The organism is Sphaerisporangium sp. NPDC049002, from assembly GCF_040649355.1.
Taxonomy (GTDB): Bacteria; Actinomycetota; Actinomycetes; order Streptosporangiales; family Streptosporangiaceae; genus Sphaerisporangium.
Genome location: NZ_JBEZFH010000149.1, coordinates 1 through 19057, shown reverse-complemented (window position 1 = coordinate 19057; position 19057 = coordinate 1). Strand labels below are relative to the sequence as shown.

Sequence of the window (19057 nt, the reverse complement as noted above, 5' to 3'; positions counted from 1 at the left end):
CACGGCGGCGATCTCCTGCGCGGGCCGCCCGCCCGCCTCGGCCAGAGTGGTCCTGAGGATCTCGTGACGGCGGGTCACCTCGCGCCACGCGGCGGCGCGACCCGGAGACGACCACCCGGCCCATGGCCAGCGAACCCGTGACGGCGGCCCGGCCGGTGACCAGCGTGCCCGTGACCGCGACCCGGCCGGTGACCGGCGAACCCGTGACCGCGGCCCGGCCGGTGACCAGCGTCCCCGTGTCCCCGGCCCGGCCCGGGCCCAGACGACCCGAGATGGAGGCACCGTGCCGCGTTTCGTGACCCGGCGCCTCGGGGCGCTGGCCGCCACGCTCCTCGTGTCGAGCTTCCTCATCTACGCGGCCATGTACGCCGCGCCCGGCACGCCCGAGAGCTTCCTCGTCCAGGGCAGGACCGTCAGTCCCGGCGTCCTCGCGTCCATCCGCGCGCAGTACGGCCTGAACGACCCGTTCCTGCTCCGCTACTGGCACTGGCTGACCGGCGTGCTCGGCGGCGACCTCGGGGAGTCCCTCACCACCCGGCAGGACGTGGCCTCGCTGCTGGTGTCCCGGATCCCGACGACCCTGTGGCTCACTACGTACGCAGCCGTGCTCATCGTGGTGTTCGGCGTCGGCGCCGGGGTGGTCTCGGGCCTGCGCGGCGGGGCCCTGGACACCGGCGTCCTGCTCGGCTCCAGCGTGGGGTTCGCCATCCCCACCTTCTTCGCGGCCGTCCTGCTCATGAGCGTCTTCTCGGTGACGCTGGGCTGGTTCCCGGTCTTCGGGGCGGGCTCCGGGCTGCCGGACCGCGTCCTGCACCTGACCCTGCCCGCCGTGGCGCTCGCCCTCCCGGCGGCGGCCGTCGTCGCGCGCATCACCCGCACCGCAGTGGTGGAGGAACGCGACGCCGAGCACGTGTCCGTCGCGCTGGCCCGCGGCGTCCCCTGGCGGGTGGTCGCGCGCCGCCACGTCGTCCGCAACGCGATGCTGCCCGTGACGACGATCGTCGGGGTGAACATCGCGGCCCTGGTCGCGGGGGCGGCGGTCGTCGAGCACGCCTTCACCCTCGACGGCGTCGGCGCGCTGCTCATCAACGCGGTGCAGCAGAAGGACTTCGCCGTCGTCCAGGCCGTGGCCCTCGTGCTGGTCACGGTGTTCGGAATCGTCAACCTCGTCGTCGACACCCTGTACGCGGTGATCGACCCGCGCGTCCAGCTCGGAGGTGAGAGCGCGTGAGCGCCCGAACGCTCGCACCACCCGCGCCACGGGCCCGGCGCGGCGCCGGCCTGGCCGGCCGGCTCGGCCCGCTCGGCGTCGCCGCCGCCGTGGTCGTCGCGCTGCTCGCCCTGGCGGCGCTGCTCGCGCCCCTGGTCGCACCGTACGACCCGGCCGTCGGAAGCATCGTCCAGCGTTACCTGCCACCCGGTCCCGAGCACCTGCTCGGCACCGACCAGTCGGGCCGCGACCTGCTGTCCCGGCTGCTGTACGGCGCCAGGACCAGCCTGGCGGGCGCCGCCGTGGTCGTGCTGCTCGCCGGCGCGGGCGGCACAGTGCTCGCCCTGGTGGCCACCTGGTTCGGCGGGCGCGTGGACGCTCTGGTCGGCCGCGTGCTCGACCTGCTGTTCGCGTTCCCCAACCTGCTCCTTGCGATCCTCGTCGTCGCGGTGTTCGGGACGGGCCTCGCGCAGGCCACCGCCGCGCTCGCGGTCGCGTACATGCCCTACACCGCCCGCGTGCTGCGCAGCGTCGCCCTGCGCGAGCGGCGGCTCGCGTACGTGCAGGCGGCCGAGTTGCAGGGACTGTCCGGGATCGTGGTGACCGCGAGGCACCTGCTGCCCAACATCGCGCCGCAGATCCTCACCGGGGCCGCCATCAACTTCGGCTACGCGATGATCGACCTCGCCGCGCTGTCGTACCTGGGCCTCGGCGTCCAGGCGCCGACCGCCGACTGGGGACTGATGGTCTCGCAGGGGCAGGATTCCCTGCTCCAGGGCCACCCCCAGCAGAGCCTGCTCGCGGGCACGTGCATCGTCGTCGCGGTCGCCGCGTTCAGCGTGATCGGCGAGCGGCTCGGTGGCCGCGGGGCCGGAGGCCGGGCATGAACCTCCTCGAACTCGACGACATCCGTCTCGACGTGAAGGGCCGGGTCATCCTGCGCGGCGTCTCGCTGTCGGTGTCCCCCGGTGAGGCGCTCGGCCTGGTCGGCGAGTCAGGGTCGGGCAAGTCGATGACGCTGCGCACCGTCCTTCGCACCGAACCGGCAGGGTCGCGCGTCACGGGCCGGGTCACGCTGGACGGCCAGGACGTACGGAACCTCGGCGCCCCGGAGCTGCGCCGGCTGCGCGCCGGCGCGATGGCGATGATCAGCCAGGACCCGCGGTCCGCGCTGAATCCCCTGCTGCGTGTGTCGCGCTATCTGGTCGAAGGGCTCCGCGACGGGCGCGGCGAGGCCCGTGACGCGGCCGATCGCCGGGCGCGCGACCTGCTCGCGCAGGTGGGCATCGCCGACGTCGACCGATGCATGGACTCCTACCCCCACCAGTTGTCGGGCGGCATGCTGCAACGCGTCGTCATCGCCGCCGCCGTGGCGGGCTCTCCCCGGCTGCTGCTGGCCGACGAGCCGACCACCGCGCTCGACGTGACCACGCAGTCGGAGGTCATGGCGATCCTCGACGACCAACGCCGCGAGCACGGCATGGCGATGCTCTTCGTCACCCACGACCTGGAGCTGGCCTCGGCGGTGTGCGACCGGATCGCCGTGATGTACGCCGGTGAGATCGTCGAGATCGCGACCCCCGAGCGGCTCCACGCGTCGCCGCGCCATCCGTACACGCGCCTGCTGCTCGACTCGCGGCCCAGCCTCACCACCCGCGCCCCGGTGCTCCCGGTCATCCCGGGACGGCCCGTGGCGGCGTACGAGGTGCATGGGCGATGCGCCTTCTCCGGCCGCTGCCCGTGGACGGCGCCCCGGTGCCTTTCCGGCGAGGTGCCGCTCGTCCACGGCGACGGCCGGGCCGTACGGTGCCATCGGAGTGACGAACTGACGCCCGAGCTCACCCGCACGACAGGAACGGAGGTCACCCCGTGAGCGGCCCCACCGGGAACGTCATCGAGATCAGCGGGCTGTGCAAGGAGTTCGGCAGCGGGCAGGGGCGACGGCGCCGCACGGTACGGGCGCTCGACGACGTCAGCCTGAGCGTCGCCGACGGCGGTTGCCTCGCGGTGGTCGGGGAGTCCGGCTCGGGCAAGACGACGCTCGCGCGGATCCTCGTCGGCCTCGAACACGCGGACGCCGGAGACGTCGTGCTCGCGGGACGCCCGGTGGCGCGGCGGCCGCGCCGGGCCGAACGGCGGGCCCGTGCCCGGGACGTACAGATGGTCTTCCAGGATCCGAACGGATCCCTGAACCGCCGCCGCACGGCGGGAGCGGCCATCGGGGAGGTGCTGACGGCCCACCACCGGGTCACCGGCGCCGAGATGCGCCGCCGCGTCGCCGACCTGCTCGACCAGGTCGGCCTGCGGCCCGAGCACGCGCGGGCGTTGCCCGGCGAGCTCAGCGGCGGGCAGAAGCAGCGCGTCGCGATAGCGAGGGCGCTCGCCGCCGAACCCCGCGTCCTCGTGCTCGACGAGGCCGTGGCCGCGCTGGACGTGTCGGTGCAGGCCCAGGTGCTGAACCTGCTGGCCGAGATCCGCCGGGCCCGCGGGCTCACCTATCTGTTCATCACCCATGACCTGTCCGTCGTACGGCAGGTCAGCGAGGAGGTCGTCGTCATGTGTCAGGGGCGGATCGTCGAACGGGGAAGCACGGCGCGGGTGCTCGACGACCCACGGCACCCGTACACCCGCCTGCTGCGCGACAGCGCGCCCCGCCCCGGCTGGCGTCCCCGTCGCGCCACCTCCACCCCGGAGGTGGACGCGTGAACCCGTCGGCACCCCCACCCGGGGGAAGCGGACGCGTGAACCCGTCGGCACCTCCCACCGGGGAAAGCGGACATGTGAGGCCGTCGACGCCCTCACCCGGGGGGAGTGGGCGCGTGAGGCCGCCGGCGCTCTCACCGGGGGAAGGCTCCACCGGCCAGGACCGCACGCACCTACGGGTGGAAGGCACCGACCCCAGGCGGCGCGGCCACGATCGCGGCCGGCGGACCGGAGCGGAGATCGTCCGGGCGTGGGGGACGTACTCGCAGCTCTTCGAGACCGCCGCCACGGCCGCGGGCGTGAAGCTGGACGTCCCCGCCCTGGCGCTCGGCACCCTCAGCGCGACCCGCGCGTGGGCGCCGGAACTCGCCGCCGAGATGGAGGGGGTCGCGGAGGGCGCGGGCGTGCCCCTGTGGGTGGTCGCCGCGCTCAACGCCCGCACCGAGATCCTCGCCGTGACGGCCACCCCCCGATCAAGCGAATGCTCCACAGCGGTCCACCTCGGCACCCACAGCGCGGGCGGGCGCACTGTGGGCGGGCAGACCTGGGATTGGCATGTGGAGCTCGCCGGCACCTGGCACATCCAGTCCGTACGCGGCGACACGCTAGGGTTCACCGGCATCACCGAATACGGGATCCTCGGCAAGATCGGCGTCAACGAGGCGGGGGTGGGGGTGCTGTTCAACATCCTCGGCCACGTGGACGACGGTGCGGGCGGCGTGCCCGTCCACCTCGTCGCCCGCCGGGTGCTCGGTTCCGCGGCGTCCTTCGAAGACGCCGTCGCCATCCTGAGCGATGCCCCGGTCTCGGCCTCCACCGTGATGACCATCGTGACCGAGGGCCGGGCGGCGTCCGTGGAACTCAGCCCGGCGGGTGCCGTGACCGTCCACCCGGACGGGGAGGGCTGGCTGCTGCACACCAACCACTTCATCGACCCGGTACCGGCGGCGGGCGAGCTCCGCGGGCGGCTCGAACCGGAGACCCACGACCGGTTGCGCGTGCTGAGCGCGCGGGCCCACGAGCGGCACGGCCTCGACGGACCCGGTGACCTCGCCGATCTGCTGAACGTGCATCAGGACGGCGGCGCCGAGGTGTGCTGCCACGCTCCGCCGACCGGCCGGCTCGGCACCCGGTGGGCGACGCTCGCCACGGTCGCCGTGGACCCCGCCGCCCGCCGCCTCCACGTGCACGACGGCGGCCCCTGCTCCGCCACCCCCTCAACCTGGACCTCCCTCACCCCCCACGGCACGAAGGACTAGCGCGACGTCGACCGTGCCACCGGTGGCGCAGCGGCTGGGCCAGGCCGGGGGTGATGGTCGGGACGGGATGGGGTCAGTGGACGCCGGCCTCGCGCATGTCGCGGAGTTCGCGTTTGAGCTCCTTGATCTCGTCGCGGAGGCGGGCCGCGACCTCGAACTGCAGGTCGGCGGCGGCCGTGTGCATCTGCTCGGTGAGCGACTGGACCAGCGACTCCAGCTGGGCGCGCGGCATCTCGCCCACGATGGCCTTGGCGTGCTGCCCGGTCTGTCGGGAGGACAAACCGGGGACGGGCGCCTTGCCGCGGCTCTGCTGGCGGCCCCCGCCGAGCAGCCGCTCGGTGTCGGCGTCCTCCCTGGTGAGGGAGTCGAGGATGTCGGCGATCTTCTTGCGGAGCGGCTGGGGGTCGACGCCGTTGGCCTCGTTGTAGGCGACCTGCTTGGCCCGGCGGCGGTTGGTCTCCTCGATCGCGCGCTCCATGGACGGCGTCACGCGGTCGGCGTACATGTGGACCTGGCCGGAGACGTTGCGCGCGGCACGGCCGATCGTCTGGATCAGTGACGTCTCGCTGCGCAGGAAGCCCTCCTTGTCGGCGTCGAGGATCGCCACCAGGGACACCTCGGGCAGGTCGAGCCCCTCACGGAGCAGGTTGATGCCGACCAGCACGTCGAACTCGCCCATGCGCAGCTCACGGAGCAGCTCGATGCGGCGCAGCGTGTCGACCTCGCTGTGGAGGTAGCGCACGCGGATGCCGAGCTCCAGCAGGTAGTCGGTGAGGTCCTCGGACATCTTCTTGGTCAGCGTGGTGACCAGGACCCGCTCGTCCTTGTCGGTGCGCTCGCGGATCTCGTGGACCAGGTCGTCAATCTGCCCCTTGGTCGGCTTGACGATCACCTCGGGGTCGACCAGGCCGGTCGGGCGGATGACCTGCTCGACCACCTCGCCCTTGCTGCGGCCCAGCTCGTAAGGCCCGGGAGTGGCCGAGAGGTAGACGGTCTGCCCGATGCGGTCGAGGAACTCCTCCCACTTGAGCGGGCGGTTGTCCATCGCGGAGGGCAGGCGGAAGCCGTGGTCGACCAGGGTGCGCTTGCGCGAGGCGTCGCCCTCGTACATCGCGCCGATCTGGGGGACGCTCTGGTGCGACTCGTCGAGGACCAGGAGGAAGTCCTCGGGGAAGTAGTCGAGCAGGGTGTTGGGCGCGGTGCCGGCCTCGCGGCCGTCGATGTGCCGCGAGTAGTTCTCGATGCCGGAGCAGGTGCCGACCTGGCGCATCATCTCGATGTCGTAGGTCGTGCGCATGCGCAGCCGCTGGGCCTCCAGCAGCTTGCCCTGCTTCTCCATGGTCGCGAGCGACTGCGCGAGCTCGGTCTCGATGCCGCTGATCGCCCGCTCCATGCGCTCGGGACCCGCCACGTAGTGGGAGGCGGGGAAGATGTAGAGCTCGGGATCCTCGGTGATCACCTCGCCGGTGAGCGGGTGGAGCGTCGCGAGCTTCTCGATCTCGTCGCCGAACATCTCGATGCGCACGGCGAGCTCTTCGTACTGCGGGATGACCTCGATCGTGTCGCCGCGCACCCGGAAGGTGCCCCGGGTGAAGGCCAGGTCGTTGCGGGCGTACTGCATGTCGACGAGGCGGCGCAGGAGCTGGTCGCGCTCGATCTCCTGACCGACCTTGAGCCGGACCATGCGGTCGACGTACTCCTGCGGGGTGCCGAGACCGTAGATGCAGGACACCGAGGCCACCACGACGGTGTCGCGGCGCGTGAGCAGTGAGTTGGTCGCCGAGTGGCGCAGGCGGTCGACCTCGTCGTTGATCGACGAGTCCTTCTCGATGTAGGTGTCGGTCTGCGGGACGTACGCCTCGGGCTGGTAGTAGTCGTAGTAGGAGACGAAGTACTCGACGGCGTTGTTGGGGAGCATCTCGCGCAGCTCGTTGGCGAACTGGGCCGCGAGCGTCTTGTTGGGCTGCATCACCAGAGCCGGACGCTGCAACCGCTCGATGAGCCACGCCACCGTCGCGGTCTTGCCGGTGCCGGTGGCACCGAGCAGGACGTTGTCCTTCTCTCCGGCCTTGACGCGCCGCTCAAGCTCGGCGATCGCGGTCGGCTGGTCACCGGACGGGGTCATGTCGGTGACGACCTGGAAGGGGGCCACCTTGCGCTGCAAATCTGTTACCGGCCTCACGTCTCCATAACCTACGCGGAGCCACCGACATTTCCGGGCCCGCCGCCGGACGGACCGGAATCCCGGCTCCTTTGCCCGTCACCGGCCCGTCCTTGACCGTCTCGTCACCAAGACGAGGGCGACCGGACTTGGCTCAGGCGGTGAACGGGGCCAGTGCGCTGAGTGCGGGAGGTCAGCCGGTGAGAAGCGTCGGGGGCCAGCCGGTGAGGAGCGCCGGGGGTCAGTTGGTGAGGAGCAGGGACGCGACCGTGGCCGCGACGCCGGTGACGGCCAGGCAGAGCCCGGTGAGCGCGAACTTCACCATCGGCACCTTCACGGCGCGCCGACGGCACCACTCGAACCACAGCAGGATGGCCAGCGACGCCCACGGCGTGATGACCGAGCCGACGTTCGTGCCGATGAGCAGCGAGAGCAGCTGGTCGTGGTTCACGAGCGGGATCACCCGCTCCCCCGCGTAGTACGCGGGCAGGTTGTTGACGATGTTCGCCAGCCCCGCGCCCGCCGCGGCGGCACGGTAGTCCCCCGCGGCGTCGCCCGCCTCGCCGATGAGCGCCCGCATGAGATCGTCGAGCCCGTACCGGCTGAGCGTGGGCACCACCAGGAACAGCCCGGTGACGAAGACCAGGAGCTGCCAGGGGAACAGTCCCCAGGTGAGCTTCGAACGGTCGCGCCAGGCGAAGGCCGCGACGAGGAGGACGGCCGCCACGGCCGCCGCGACGCCGATCTGGAGCCCGGCGAGGATGGCCACGATGAACAGCGCGCAGGCGACGGCCGCGACGGTGAACAGCACCGGGTCGCCCGCCGGGGCCGGCGGCGGCGGCACGTAACGGTCCTCACCGCGCTCGCCGCGCCGCCAGAAGAAGATCCACAGGAACAGCATCGTCACGGCGACCGCCGTGATCTGCGGTGCCCACATGCGGGCGGCGAAGTCGCGCGCGGACAGCCCCACCCGGCCCATGGCCAGCAGGTTGGTCAGGTTGGAGACCGGCAGGAGCAGGCTCGCGGTGTTGGCCAGCCAGATCGTGGTCATGGCCAGGGGCAGGGGCGCGATGCGGGCACGTGGCGCCAGGGCGAGCATGACCGGGGTCAGCAACACCGCGGTCGTATCCAAATTAAGAAATATCGTGACAAATGAGGCGAAAGCCGTACAGAGCAGGAACAGGGCGAAGTAGTTCCCGCGCCCGGCGATCGCCAGCCTGCCGGCGAGGACGTCGAAGACGTTCGCCTCCTTGGTCAGCTCGGCCAGCACGATCACGGCCGTCAGGAACAGCAGGAGCGGGCCGATGCGGAGGAGATTGTCCGCGGCCTCCTCGGCGGGGAGCAGCCCCGTCGCCACGCAGACCAGGCCCACGGCGAGCACACCCACGCGGACCCAGTCGAGGACCGTCAGCCGCCGTGTCACGTGGGCCATGGTCCCATACCGGAAATCCTCGAAGCCTCCGGCCGCACGGGAGGACGGCGGTCCGGTGAACCGCAGGCCACACGGTCATACGAGGGAGTTTCCGGCATAAGCCCCTGAGCGAGCCGTGGGGGGTCGCCACCCTGTCGGCCACCCTTTGGCACCCCCAGCGACCGGGGAGCCCTTGTGGGCGCCCTGAGGCCCGCGCCGACGGGCCGTACGGTCAGCCCGTCGCCGTCTCGCGGCGTTTCTGGAGGTCCGCCCAGACCTCGGCGACGCGCGCGTCCAGCAGGTCCAAAGGGCCCTCGTTGGCGATCACGATGTCGGCGATCCTCAGCCGGTCCTCCCGGGAGGCCTGGGACCTGATGCGGGCGAGGGCGTCCTCCTCGGCCATCCCCCGCAGCCCGACCAGCCGGGCGAGACGCACCTCGTCCGCGGCGTCGACCACGATCACCACGTCGTACATCGGCGCCAGGCCGTTCTCGGCCAGCAGCGGCACGTCGTACACGAGGACCGAGTCGCCGGGCGCGTCCTCCTGCAGTTCGGCGACCCGCTCCCCCACCCTCGGGTGGACGATGGCGTTCAGCCGGCCGAGCTTCTCGGGATCGGCGAACACGATCTGCCCGAGCTTCTCGCGGTTCAGGGAGCCGTCGTCGCGCAGCACGCCCCGGCCGAACGCCTCGACGACGAGCGCGAGACCCGTGGTGCCCGGCTCGACGACCTCACGCGCGATCTTGTCGGCGTCGATGACCACCGCGCCGTGATCCCCTAGGCGCCGGGACACCTCGCTCTTTCCCGACCCGATGCCGCCCGTAAGCCCGATCTTCAGCATGCACGGAAGGGTAGCCAACGCTATGCGGGCTTGCGCATGTGGACCAGGGTCAGGTGGTCGTGGACGCGCTCCCGCCGCGTCTCGCGGTAGCCGAGGCGGCGGTACAGCCGGAGGTTTCCCTCCGAGAGGTGCCCGGTGAACAGGTCGAAGGCGTCGACCTCGGCGGCCAGCTCCTCCTCGATGGCCCGCAGCAGCGCGGTGCCGACCCCGTGGCCCTGCTGGTCGGGGGCCACCACGAGCCGGCCGATGATGCCCGCGCGGTCGGCGAGCCGCCCGCGCACCGCGCCGACGACGCGGTCGCCGGCGAGCGCCTTCAGGACGGTCGCGGTGGCGATCGTCGCGCGCATCCGGTCGAGCGACTCCACCAGGGGACCGAGGAAAGGGTCCCCGTACAGCTGCGCCTCGCTCACGTAGGCCGCCCGCTGGAGCGTGAGGATCTCACCGGCGTCCTCGGGCCGGGCCCGCTCGATCCTCGTCACCCGCCCACTGTAGGGCCGGGGAAGCACGAACGCGGGGCTGTGAAAGCACGAAGAGGGCCCCACCGAAGTGGGGCCCTCTCAGTGAAACTGAACTCTCAGAGCGTCAGCTCTGACCACCCGCCAGCTTCTCGCGAAGCGCGGCCAGGGCCTCGTCGGAGGCCAGGGCGCCCGCGGCCGGAGCCGAGCCGCCGGTGGACGACGAGGACGGAGGAGTCTCACCGGAGTAGGTGGACGGGCCTGCGGCCTCCGCCTCCTCCGCGCGAGCCTTCTCGACCTGCGACTTGTGGGCCTCGAAGCGAGTCTGGGCCTCGGCGTACTGCCGCTCCCACTCCTCGCGCTGCTTCTCGAAGCCCTCGAGCCACTCGCCCGTCTCGGGGTCGAACCCGTCGGGGTAGATGTAGTTGCCCTGGTCGTCGTAGGTCGCCGCCATGCCGTACAGCGTGGGGTCGAACTCGACGTCGGCACCGATCGCGCCCTCGTTCGCCTGCTTCAGCGACAGCGAGATGCGACGGCGGTCGAGGTCGATGTCGATGATCTTCACGAAGATCTCGTCGCCGACCTGGACGACCTGCTCCGGGATCTCCACGTGGCGCTCGGCCAGCTCGGAGATGTGGACCAGGCCCTCGATGCCCTCCTCGACGCGGACGAACGCACCGAACGGCACCAGCTTGGTGACGCGCCCGGGGACGACCTGCCCGATCTGGTGGGTGCGGGCGAACTGCTGCCAGGGGTCCTCCTGCGTCGCCTTGAGCGACAGGGAGACCCGCTCGCGCTCCATGTCCACGTCGAGAACCTCGACGGTGACCTCCTGGCCCACTTCGACGACCTCGGAGGGGTGGTCGATGTGCTTCCAGGAAAGCTCGGAGACGTGCACGAGACCGTCGACGCCGCCGAGGTCCACGAACGCACCGAAGTTGACGATCGAGGAGACGACGCCCTTGCGGACCTGGCCCTTCTGGAGGGTGTTGAGGAAGGTCTGGCGGACCTCGGACTGGGTCTGCTCAAGCCAGGCGCGCCGGGAGAGAACCACGTTGTTGCGGTTCTTGTCCAGCTCTATGATCTTCGCCTCGAGCTCTCGGCCGACGTACGGCTGAAGGTCGCGAACCCGCCGCATCTCGACCAGCGACGCCGGAAGGAAGCCGCGCAGGCCGATGTCGAGGATGAGACCACCCTTGACGACCTCGATGACCGTGCCGGTGACGATGCCGTCCTCGTCCTTGATCTTCTCGATCGTGCCCCAGGCGCGCTCGTACTGCGCGCGCTTCTTGGAGAGGATCAGCCGGCCTTCCTTGTCCTCCTTCTGGAGAACCAGGGCCTCGACGTGCTCGCCGACCTCGACGACCTCGGCTGGGTCGACATCGTGCTTGATCGAGAGCTCGCGCGAGGGGATGACACCCTCGGTCTTGTAGCCGATGTCGAGCAAGACCTCGTCTCGATCGACCTTGACGACGGTGCCTTCGACGATGTCGCCGTCGTTGAAGTACTTGATGGTCTCGTCGATCGCGGCGAGGAAGGCCTCCTCGGAACCGATGTCGTTGACCGCTACCTGCGGGGTGCTCGAGGTGGCCTCAGTGCTGCTCGTCATGTGTGGAATTGCTCCGAACGCGGACAGATGTCGATGTGGCGGACGCGCGGCAGGCCTCTTTATCGCTCAAGCCGAGGATGGTCGGGATGACCCTTGGTCGACATGACCGAGCGCGAGCCCGCTCCGTCCGAGGCGCACGCGAGCCCACAGCGCAGCGATCAGCATATGAGAGTACGCGGGCGTGGTCAATCCGGCGCTCACCCGCACAACCCCGGAAGCCTTCAATAGGTGATCAACACCCCGTCGAACTTTGCCTTGATCTTACCCCGGAATCGACGAGGGATGGAGACGTGCGCGGGGTCCCCGTCCGAGGTGTATCGCCTATCAGGGTGCTTGCGGAGCCACTCCAGCCAGTACTGCGAGCACCACTTCCGGCACTCCCCTTTTTTACCGTTCGACTGGACCCGCGGGATGTTGTACGGATCGAAGGCCTTCGCGTAGGGCGAAATCGCGGGCTCCGCCCCGGCCAGGAAAACGGCATCGAAATGATATGTGGTCCCGTCCCACTTCCCCTCGCGCGCCGTCGACCTCTTCTTGGGCCTGCTGCCGTACGGCAGGGCGAACGTGGCCGACCGCGGGGCGCCGAGCTCCTTCAGCTGCCGCTGCTCGCGCACGATGCTCTCGGCGATCTTCTTCTTGGTCAGCCGGTAGAGGTCCGGGTGGCGGAAGGTGTGGTTCGCGACCTCGAACCCGTGCTCGACCAGCCACCCCACTGCCGCCTTCTGCCGGGCGCGGTCGCGCAGGCCGAAGGGGTCGGCGTTGATCCAGAAGGTCGCCACCGGACGGAAGCCCGGATACCTGCCGGCGACGTCGTAGATGATCCGGACGGCGGTGTCCTTCTTGGGCGTGCCGTCGGCTCCGAGGGCGAAGTGCGAGGGGTGACCGTCGTCGAAGGTCAGCACGACCGGATGGGCCCCCGCCGGGATGTCGACGGCGCCGGCCACGAACTCGGCCGCCGTGATCGGCACGTAGCCCTCCGAGGCCAGCTTCTCCAGCTCCCCCCGGAGCTGGGAGGGGGTGCGGTCGATGGAGGCCAGCCGCTTCGAAAGGATCCGGTGGTACATCAGCACGGGCACCAGGCCGAGCTCGTTGGCCCCGACGTTCCTCGCGGACTCGGCCGTCGCCGTCACCGGAGGCGGCGGTGGCACCACCGGCGGTGTGGCCTCCGGTGCCGGTCCGGCCTTGTGCTCGGCAGTTTCGTCGTCGTGCCCGAGGGGCAGGACCAGCAGCGCCACGACGGCGACGATCATGACACCGATGTTCACGATGCCGATGACGGGTGTCAGGCCGGGTGCGCTGCGCACAAGTGTTCTCCTGGATCGGCGGCAGGTCGATTTTCGCCCTGGGACGGCCCATCGGCCGCGTCCTGGGCCGCGTACACACCTATCATGTGTTGAAATTTGAGCGTGAACTGGAGCCTGCGCGCTTGTGGCCGACACGGCCACGTGACCTACGCCCCCACCGAGGAGGCGCTCCGCCGGCGTCTGCGCGCCGAGACGGCCCTCGGGGAGGCCTGGCGGTGCCTGCGCTGCGGCGACTTCACGCTCGGCGATCCGCACGGCTCCGGCCCCGCGGAGGACGCTCCCATCGTGCTGCGCGGCAAGGCGCTGCGCGACGCCACGATCCTGCGGCTGCTCGCGGTGTTCCGGTGGGGCAAGGGGCTGCTGGTGCTGGCGGCGGCCTTCGGCATCTGGAGGTTCCGCGCCCACCAGGACGCGATCGCCATGGCCTTCGACGAGGACGTGCCGCTGCTCCAGCCGCTGGCCGACAAGCTCGGGTGGAACCTGGAGGAGTCGGGTGTGGTCCACACCCTCCGCACCGTGATCAGCGCGGAGACCAGGACGCTGACGTGGATCGTGCTCGGCCTGCTCGTCTTCGGGGCGCTGCTCATGACCGAGGGCGTCGGCCTGTGGCTGCTGCGGCGCTGGGGCGAGTATTTCGCGGTGGTCGCGACGTCGCTGTTCGTGCCGGTCGAGATCTACGAGATCGTCGAGAAGGTCACCTGGCTGCGGATCGTGATCCTGCTGATCAACCTCGCCGCCGTGCTGTACATCCTGCTGTCGAAGCGGCTGTTCGGCCTGCGGGGCGGGCACGCGGCGTACGAGGCCGAGCGGCACGAGACCAGCCTGCTGGAGGTCGAGACCGCCGCGCTCACGGCCTCACTCTCCGGCCACCATCACCCCGCCGCCACCGCGACCGACTGACCGGCCGCCCGCCGCCCCCGGCGGGGACGGCGACGACGGCGGGGACGGTCTCAGTGGCCGGCGTCCTGCCAGGTGCGGCCGACGCCCACGGAGACGTCCAGGGGGACGCGCAGCTCGTACGCGGCGCACATCTGGGACACCACCAGCTCGCGCAGCGGCTCCATCTCGCCGGGGGCCACCTCGAAGACGAGCTCGTCGTGGACCTGCAGCAGCATGCGGGAGCGCAGCTCGCGCTCGCGCAGCGCCCGCTGCACGTTGAGCATCGCGACCTTGATGATGTCGGCAGCCGAGCCCTGGATGGGGGCGTTGAGCGCCATGCGCTCGGCCATCTCGCGGCGCTGCCGGTTGTCGCTGGTCAGGTCGGGCAGGTAGCGGCGGCGGCCGAGGATGGTCTCGGTGTACCCGTCGTGCCGGGCCTGGGCGACGATGGTCGCGAGGTAGTCGCGGACGCCGCCGAACTCCTGGAAGTACTCGTCCTTGAGCGCGCGGGCCTCGGCGACGGGGATGCCGAGCTGGCCCGACAGCCCGAAGTCGGACAGGCCGTACGCCAGGCCGTAGTTCATCGCCTTGATGCGCGCCCGCAGCTCGCCGCCGACCTGCTCGGGCGGGAGGTCGAACACCCGGGCGGCGGTCGCCTGGTGGAAGTCGTGCCCGGACTCGAATGACGCGATCAGCGCCTCGTCGCGGGACAGGTGGGCCATGATGCGCAGCTCGATCTGGCTGTAGTCGGCGGTCAGCAGGCTCTCGTAGCCCTCGCCCACCATGAATCCCTGCCGGATCCGGCGGCCCTCGGCGGTGCGGATGGGGATGTTCTGCAGGTTGGGCTTCTCGGACGACAGGCGACCGGTCGCCGCGATGATCTGGTTGTAGGTGGTGTGGATGCGCCCGTCGTCGCCGATCTCCTTGATAAGGCCCTCGACGGTGGTGCGCAGCCTGGTCTGGTCGCGGTGGCGCAGCAGGATGATCGGCAGCTCGTTGTCGGTCTGCGTGGCGAGCGTCGCCAGGGCGTCGGCGTCGGTGGTGTAGCCGGTCTTGATCTTCTTGGTCTTCGGCAGCCCGAGCTTGACGAACAGGATCTCCTGGAGCTGCTTGGGCGAGCCGAGGTTGAACTGCTCGCCGACGACCCGGTGGGCCTCCTCGACGGCCTGCTTCACCGCGGCGCCGAACTCCACCTCAAGGCCGGCGAAGTAGTCGTGGTCGGCGGCGATGCCGTCGCGCTCCAGCTCGGCGAGCACGCGCACCAGCGGGAGCTCGACCTCGCGCATCAGGCGGATGCCGCCCCGAGGCGAAAGGTGGGCCTCAAGGGCATCGGCGAGCTCCAGCACGGCCTGTGCCCGGATGCCGAGCTCCCGGCCCTCGTCGTCGCCGGGATCGTCGAACAGCGCCGCCTGGCCGTTGGTCTCGGTCTCGGCGCGCAGCTCGCGGTGGAGGTAGCGCAGCACGAGGTCGTCGAGGGGGAAGGACCGCTGCCCCGGCATCGCCAGATAGGCCGCCAGGGCGGTGTCACAGGTGAGGCCCTGAAGGTCGAGACCGTGGGCCCACAGGGCCAGCAGCGGACCCTTGGCGTCGTGCAGGGCCTTCGGCCTTCCCGCGTCGGCGAGCCATCGGCGCAGCGCGCCCTCGTCGGCGGGGCTGAGGCCCTGAAGGTCGACGAACGCCGCGCGCTTCCCGCCCTCGGCGTCGGCGGGGGCCGCGATGGCGAGGCCGTCGAGCCTGCCCGTGCCGCTGCCGTAGGTGCCCTTGACCGCCAGCCCGGCCCTGCCCTCGGGCATGACGGCGAGCCACGCCTCGACCTCGTCGGGGCCGAGGGTGACGACCTCGACCTCGAACCCCTCGTCCGCCTCCGGCTCGGCCGTGCCGATGCTCTGGTAGAGCCGGTCGCGCAGCACCCGGAACTGCAGGGTGTCGAAGAGCTTGTGGATCTCGTCGCGATCCCACTGGCCCATCTTGAGGCCGGCGACGTCGGCGTCGAGCGGGACGTCGCGCCGGAGCTCGGTGAGCTGGCGGTTGTGGATCACCTGGCCGAGGTGCTCGCGGAGCTTGTCGCCGACCTTGCCCTTGACCTCGTCGACCCGGGCGACCAGCTCGGTGAGCGAGCCGAACTCCTTGACCCACTTGGCGGCGGTCTTCTCCCCCACACTCGGGATGTTGGGGAGGTTGTCGCTGGGGTCGCCGCGCAGGGCGGCGAAGTCGGGATACTGCGCGGGAGTCAGGCCGTACTTCTCGACGACGGCGGCGGGGTCGAACCGCGTCATGTCGCTGATGCCGCGGCGGGTCATCAGCAGCGTGACGCGGTCGTTCACCAGCTGGAGGGCGTCGCGGTCGCCGGTGACGATCAGCACGTCCATGTCCCGCCGGGCGGCGCTGTCGGCGAGCGTGGCGATCAGGTCGTCGGCCTCGTAGCCCGCGAGGGACAGGTAGGGCACGCGGAGCGCGTCGAGCACCTCGAAGATCAGGCTGACCTGGCCGCGGAAGTCCTCAGGGGTCTCCTGGCGGTTGGCCTTGTAGTGCTCGTAGGCCTCGTGGCGGAAGGTGGGCTCCGACCGGTCGAAGCACACGACGACGTGGCTCGGCTGCTCGTCGCGAAGGACGTTGATCAGCATCGAGGTGAAGCCGTACACCGCCTCGGTGTGCTGGCCGTCGGTCGTGGTGAGGTTCGCGTCCTTCAACGCGTAGAACGCGCGGTACGCGAGTGAATGCCCGTCGAGGAGAAGCAGGCGGTCACGTGCGGGGGTCGGTTCCTTCTTCGGCACACCCGCAGCCTAGTCTCCATGTACGACAGAACACTCCGCCCTGTGCAACTGGAGGCGTCCCCTTGACCATGACGAACCCCGAGGATCTCACCCGCCTCGAAACGTTGGGCGGCGACTACAAGGGCACCTTGATCGCCACCATGGGCATCGAGTTCATCGAGGTCACGGCCGAGCGGGTCGTCGCCAGGATGCCGGTCGAGGGCAACACCCAGCCGTACGGCCTCCTCCACGGGGGCGCCTCCTGCGTGCTCGCCGAGACCATCGGGTCCACCGGCGCGGCCCTGCACGCCGGGGAGGGCCGGCGTGCCATGGGCATCGAGATCAGCGCGACCCACCACCGCTCGGCCACCTCGGGCCATGTCACCGGCGTCGCCACCCTCCTGCACGGCGGGCGCAGTCTCGCCACGTACGACATCGAGATCACCGACGACGAGGGGCGGCGCGTCTGCACTTCGCGACTCACCTGCATGCTTCGTGACGCCCCGTGATATTTGGTCTTTATCGGACCACGATTTGCGACTCTCCATGCACGGGGGCCTCATAGCTCGCTAGCGTTGTGGACGCCAGAGCCCGTGGGTGGTCGAGTAGACAACGTGTGCGGCCGGGGAAGCCCTACATGGCCCCAAAGATCACCCGCGGGCTCGCTGTGCCTTCCAGCCCCGGAAAGGCCCGATCCCCGCGGGCCGGGGGCCGGCGGGGATCGGTGCGCCATAACATCGGTGCGCCATGACAGGGACTTCCAGGCGGCGACCTCAGAGGGCGGGCGGCGAGGCCGCCGGGGCCCCTTCCTCGCCGGTCGCGCCGTCGTCCTCCGAGTGGGTCGGGTCCAGCACCCTCTTGAGGAACGTGCGCGTGCGGGCGTGCTGGGGATTGCCGATCACCTGGTCGGGCGGGCCCTCCTCGACGATCACCCCGCCGTCCATGAACACCACGCGGTCGGCCACCTCCCGCGCGAAGCTCATCTCGTGGGTGACCACCAGCATCGTCATGCCGTCGTGCGCGAGCTTGCGCATGACCGACAGCACGTCGCCCACCAGCTCAGGGTCGAGCGCGGAGGTCGGCTCGTCGAACAGCATGAGCGCCGGGTCCATGGCGAGGGCCCGGGCGATCGCGACCCGCTGCTGCTGGCCTCCGGAGAGCTGCGGAGGGAAGGCGTCGCACTTGGCCGCGACGCCCACCTTCTCAAGGTTCTCCCGCGCGATGCGCTCGGCGTCGGCCCTGCCCCGCTTGAGCACCCGCCGCTGGGCGATCATGACGTTCTGCAGCACCGACATGTGCGGGAACAGGTTGAACGACTGGAAGACCATGCCGAGCCTGCGCCGCGCGGCGTCGATGTCGACGTCCGGGTCGGTCAGTTCGACGCCGCCCACGGTCACGCTGCCCTTGCTGGGCTCTTCGAGCAGGTTGACGCAGCGGAGCAGCGTCGACTTGCCTGATCCGGAGGGGCCGATGACACAGACGACCTGGCCCTCGTCGACGGTGAAGTCGACGCCTTTGAGCACTTCCAGCTCGCCGAACGACTTGTGCAGGTCCTTGATCTCGACCGCGTGCGTCACCGGGGTCACCGTCCCTTCGCCTGACGGTTTTCGAGGCGGCCCGCCAGGTAGCCCAGCGGGATCGTGACGAGCAGGTACGTCAGGCCGACCACCAGGATCGGGGTGGCGTTGCTGGTCGTCGAGGCGAGGTCGTTGCCGAACTTCGTCAGCTCGACGTACTCGCCGCTCACACCGAGGAACAGCACCAGCGAGGAGTCCTTGAGCAGCGACACGAACTGGTTGGTCGTCGGCGGGATCACGATGCGGATGGCCTGCGGGATGACCACCGAGACCATCGCCCGCGAGTGCGACATGCCGAGCGAGCGCGCCGCCTCGGCCTGCCCCTTCGGCACGGCCTGCAGGCCGGCCCGGAGGGTCTCGGCCATGTACGCCGCGCTCACGATCGTCAGGCCCAGCACGCCCTGGCCGTACGTACCGCCCGGAACCTCGAAGCCGGGCAGCGCGAGCGGCAGGAACAGGATGAGCAGGAAGATCAGCAGGGCGGGAAGGCCGCGGAAGATCTCGATGTAGATGGTCGCGATCCAGCGGTACGGCCGCACCGACGAGAGCCGCATCAGGGCGAGCAGGAGGCCGCCCAGCGAGCCGAAGACGAAGCCGCCGACGGTGTAGATGATCGTGTTCTTGAGCGCGACCGTGAACACGTCGGGGAGCGCCTGCTTCGCCACGTCCATCTTGGTGAAGTTCTCGGCGAGTCCCTGCCAGTTGGTCAGGAGGACGACGGCGAGGAGCGCGGCCACCAGGATGACGTACTGGACGGCGCGGCTGATCCTCTGCCGCTTACGAGGGCTGAGCCTGGCTCTGCCGGGCCGAGTTCGTGACGCCGGTGTGGAAGTTGAGACCGTCGGCGATCTGGTCGACGATGACGTTGTTCGTGACCCGCAGCCTCGTCATCGGG

General features: G+C 70.6%; 16 protein-coding genes. 7 read left to right on the top strand and 9 right to left on the bottom strand.

All coding sequences use genetic code 11. From position 1 onward, the window contains the following. Nucleotides 1–283: 283 nt before the first annotated feature. From AB0B89_RS25505 to AB0B89_RS25485, 5 genes are all read left to right on the top strand, one after another. Nucleotides 284–1231, top strand: a complete 948-nt coding sequence (locus AB0B89_RS25505; RefSeq protein ID WP_358557666.1) for an ABC transporter permease — start codon at nucleotides 284–286, stop codon at nucleotides 1229–1231. Then, nucleotides 1228–2097 carry an ABC transporter permease gene (locus AB0B89_RS25500; protein WP_358557663.1) on the top strand — a complete coding sequence of 290 codons (870 nt, stop codon included), beginning with the start codon at nucleotides 1228–1230 and terminating at the stop codon, nucleotides 2095–2097. Before AB0B89_RS25505 ends, AB0B89_RS25500 begins: the two co-directional genes overlap by 4 nt. Continuing rightward, nucleotides 2094–3083: an ABC transporter ATP-binding protein gene (locus AB0B89_RS25495; RefSeq protein ID WP_358557660.1), complete on the top strand. Its 990-nt coding sequence runs from the start codon at nucleotides 2094–2096 to the stop codon at nucleotides 3081–3083. Before AB0B89_RS25500 ends, AB0B89_RS25495 begins: the two co-directional genes overlap by 4 nt. After that, nucleotides 3080–3916 (top strand): ATP-binding cassette domain-containing protein, encoded by an 837-nt coding sequence (locus tag AB0B89_RS25490; RefSeq protein ID WP_358557656.1) that lies wholly within the window; start codon nucleotides 3080–3082, stop codon nucleotides 3914–3916. Before AB0B89_RS25495 ends, AB0B89_RS25490 begins: the two co-directional genes overlap by 4 nt. 113 nt (nucleotides 3917–4029) lie before the next feature. Further along, the gene (locus AB0B89_RS25485) at nucleotides 4030–5172 is read left to right on the top strand and encodes a C45 family peptidase (protein WP_358557653.1); all 1143 of its coding nucleotides are present in this window, start codon (nucleotides 4030–4032) and stop codon (nucleotides 5170–5172) included. Between the two features lie 73 nt (nucleotides 5173–5245). On the opposite strand, the gene uvrB is transcribed toward AB0B89_RS25485, so the two are convergent. The 6 genes from uvrB to AB0B89_RS25455 all read right to left on the bottom strand — a co-directional run bounded on the left by uvrB (nucleotide 5246) and on the right by AB0B89_RS25455 (nucleotide 12953). Further along, on the bottom strand, nucleotides 5246–7354 hold the full coding sequence (gene uvrB, locus AB0B89_RS25480) for an excinuclease ABC subunit UvrB (protein WP_358557650.1): 2109 nt from the start codon (nucleotides 7352–7354) through the stop codon (nucleotides 5246–5248). Between the two features lie 220 nt (nucleotides 7355–7574). Beyond that, entirely contained in the window at nucleotides 7575–8765 is a 1191-nt protein-coding gene (locus AB0B89_RS25475) for an SLC13 family permease (protein WP_358557647.1), read from the bottom strand. 211 nt (nucleotides 8766–8976) lie between these two features. Then, on the bottom strand, nucleotides 8977–9585 hold the full coding sequence (coaE, locus tag AB0B89_RS25470; RefSeq protein WP_358557644.1) for a dephospho-CoA kinase: 609 nt from the start codon (nucleotides 9583–9585) through the stop codon (nucleotides 8977–8979). Nucleotides 9586–9605: 20 nt separating this feature from the next. Continuing rightward, nucleotides 9606–10064 (bottom strand): GNAT family N-acetyltransferase, encoded by a 459-nt coding sequence (locus tag AB0B89_RS25465; protein ID WP_358557641.1) that lies wholly within the window; start codon nucleotides 10062–10064, stop codon nucleotides 9606–9608. A gap of 103 nt (nucleotides 10065–10167) precedes the next feature. Beyond that, nucleotides 10168–11649 (bottom strand): 30S ribosomal protein S1, encoded by a 1482-nt coding sequence (rpsA, locus tag AB0B89_RS25460; RefSeq protein ID WP_358557638.1) that lies wholly within the window; start codon nucleotides 11647–11649, stop codon nucleotides 10168–10170. A 221-nt stretch (nucleotides 11650–11870) separates the two neighbouring features. Beyond that, the gene (locus AB0B89_RS25455; protein WP_358557636.1) at nucleotides 11871–12953 is read right to left on the bottom strand and encodes a polysaccharide deacetylase family protein; all 1083 of its coding nucleotides are present in this window, start codon (nucleotides 12951–12953) and stop codon (nucleotides 11871–11873) included. Nucleotides 12954–13055: 102 nt separating this feature from the next. Here AB0B89_RS25455 and AB0B89_RS25450 point away from each other — a divergent pair, with 102 nt between their 5' ends. After that, complete coding sequence (locus tag AB0B89_RS25450; protein ID WP_358557634.1) at nucleotides 13056–13853, top strand: DUF2127 domain-containing protein; 798 nt, start codon at nucleotides 13056–13058, stop codon at nucleotides 13851–13853. A 50-nt stretch (nucleotides 13854–13903) separates the two neighbouring features. Here AB0B89_RS25450 and polA read toward each other — a convergent pair whose 3' ends face one another. Further along, nucleotides 13904–16606, bottom strand: coding sequence for a DNA polymerase I (gene polA, locus AB0B89_RS25445; RefSeq protein ID WP_358557631.1), 2703 nt, complete (start codon nucleotides 16604–16606; stop codon nucleotides 13904–13906). A gap of 68 nt (nucleotides 16607–16674) precedes the next feature. On the opposite strand from polA, the gene AB0B89_RS25440 reads away from it, so the two are divergent. Then, entirely contained in the window at nucleotides 16675–17094 is a 420-nt protein-coding gene (locus tag AB0B89_RS25440) for a hotdog fold thioesterase (RefSeq protein WP_358557669.1), read from the top strand. Between the two features lie 264 nt (nucleotides 17095–17358). On the opposite strand, the gene AB0B89_RS25435 is transcribed toward AB0B89_RS25440, so the two are convergent. Continuing rightward, the gene (locus AB0B89_RS25435) at nucleotides 17359–18171 is read right to left on the bottom strand and encodes an amino acid ABC transporter ATP-binding protein (protein ID WP_358557628.1); all 813 of its coding nucleotides are present in this window, start codon (nucleotides 18169–18171) and stop codon (nucleotides 17359–17361) included. Then, nucleotides 18168–18899 (bottom strand): amino acid ABC transporter permease, encoded by a 732-nt coding sequence (locus tag AB0B89_RS25430; RefSeq protein ID WP_358557625.1) that lies wholly within the window; start codon nucleotides 18897–18899, stop codon nucleotides 18168–18170. Before AB0B89_RS25430 ends, AB0B89_RS25435 begins: the two co-directional genes overlap by 4 nt. Nucleotides 18900–19057 lie beyond the last annotated feature (158 nt).

What these genes read in the sequence shown, in the direction of transcription:
- AB0B89_RS25495 (WP_358557660.1), top strand. Translation starts at nt 2,094, where the DNA reads ATGAACCTCCTCGAACTCGACGACATCCGTCTCGACGTGAAGGGCCGG.
- AB0B89_RS25475 (WP_358557647.1), bottom strand. Translation starts at nt 8,765, where the DNA reads ATGGCCCACGTGACACGGCGGCTGACGGTCCTCGACTGGGTCCGCGTG.
- coaE (WP_358557644.1), bottom strand. Translation starts at nt 9,585, where the DNA reads ATGCTGAAGATCGGGCTTACGGGCGGCATCGGGTCGGGAAAGAGCGAG.
- rpsA (WP_358557638.1), bottom strand. Translation starts at nt 11,649, where the DNA reads ATGACGAGCAGCACTGAGGCCACCTCGAGCACCCCGCAGGTAGCGGTC.
- AB0B89_RS25440 (WP_358557669.1), top strand. Translation starts at nt 16,675, where the DNA reads ATGACGAACCCCGAGGATCTCACCCGCCTCGAAACGTTGGGCGGCGAC.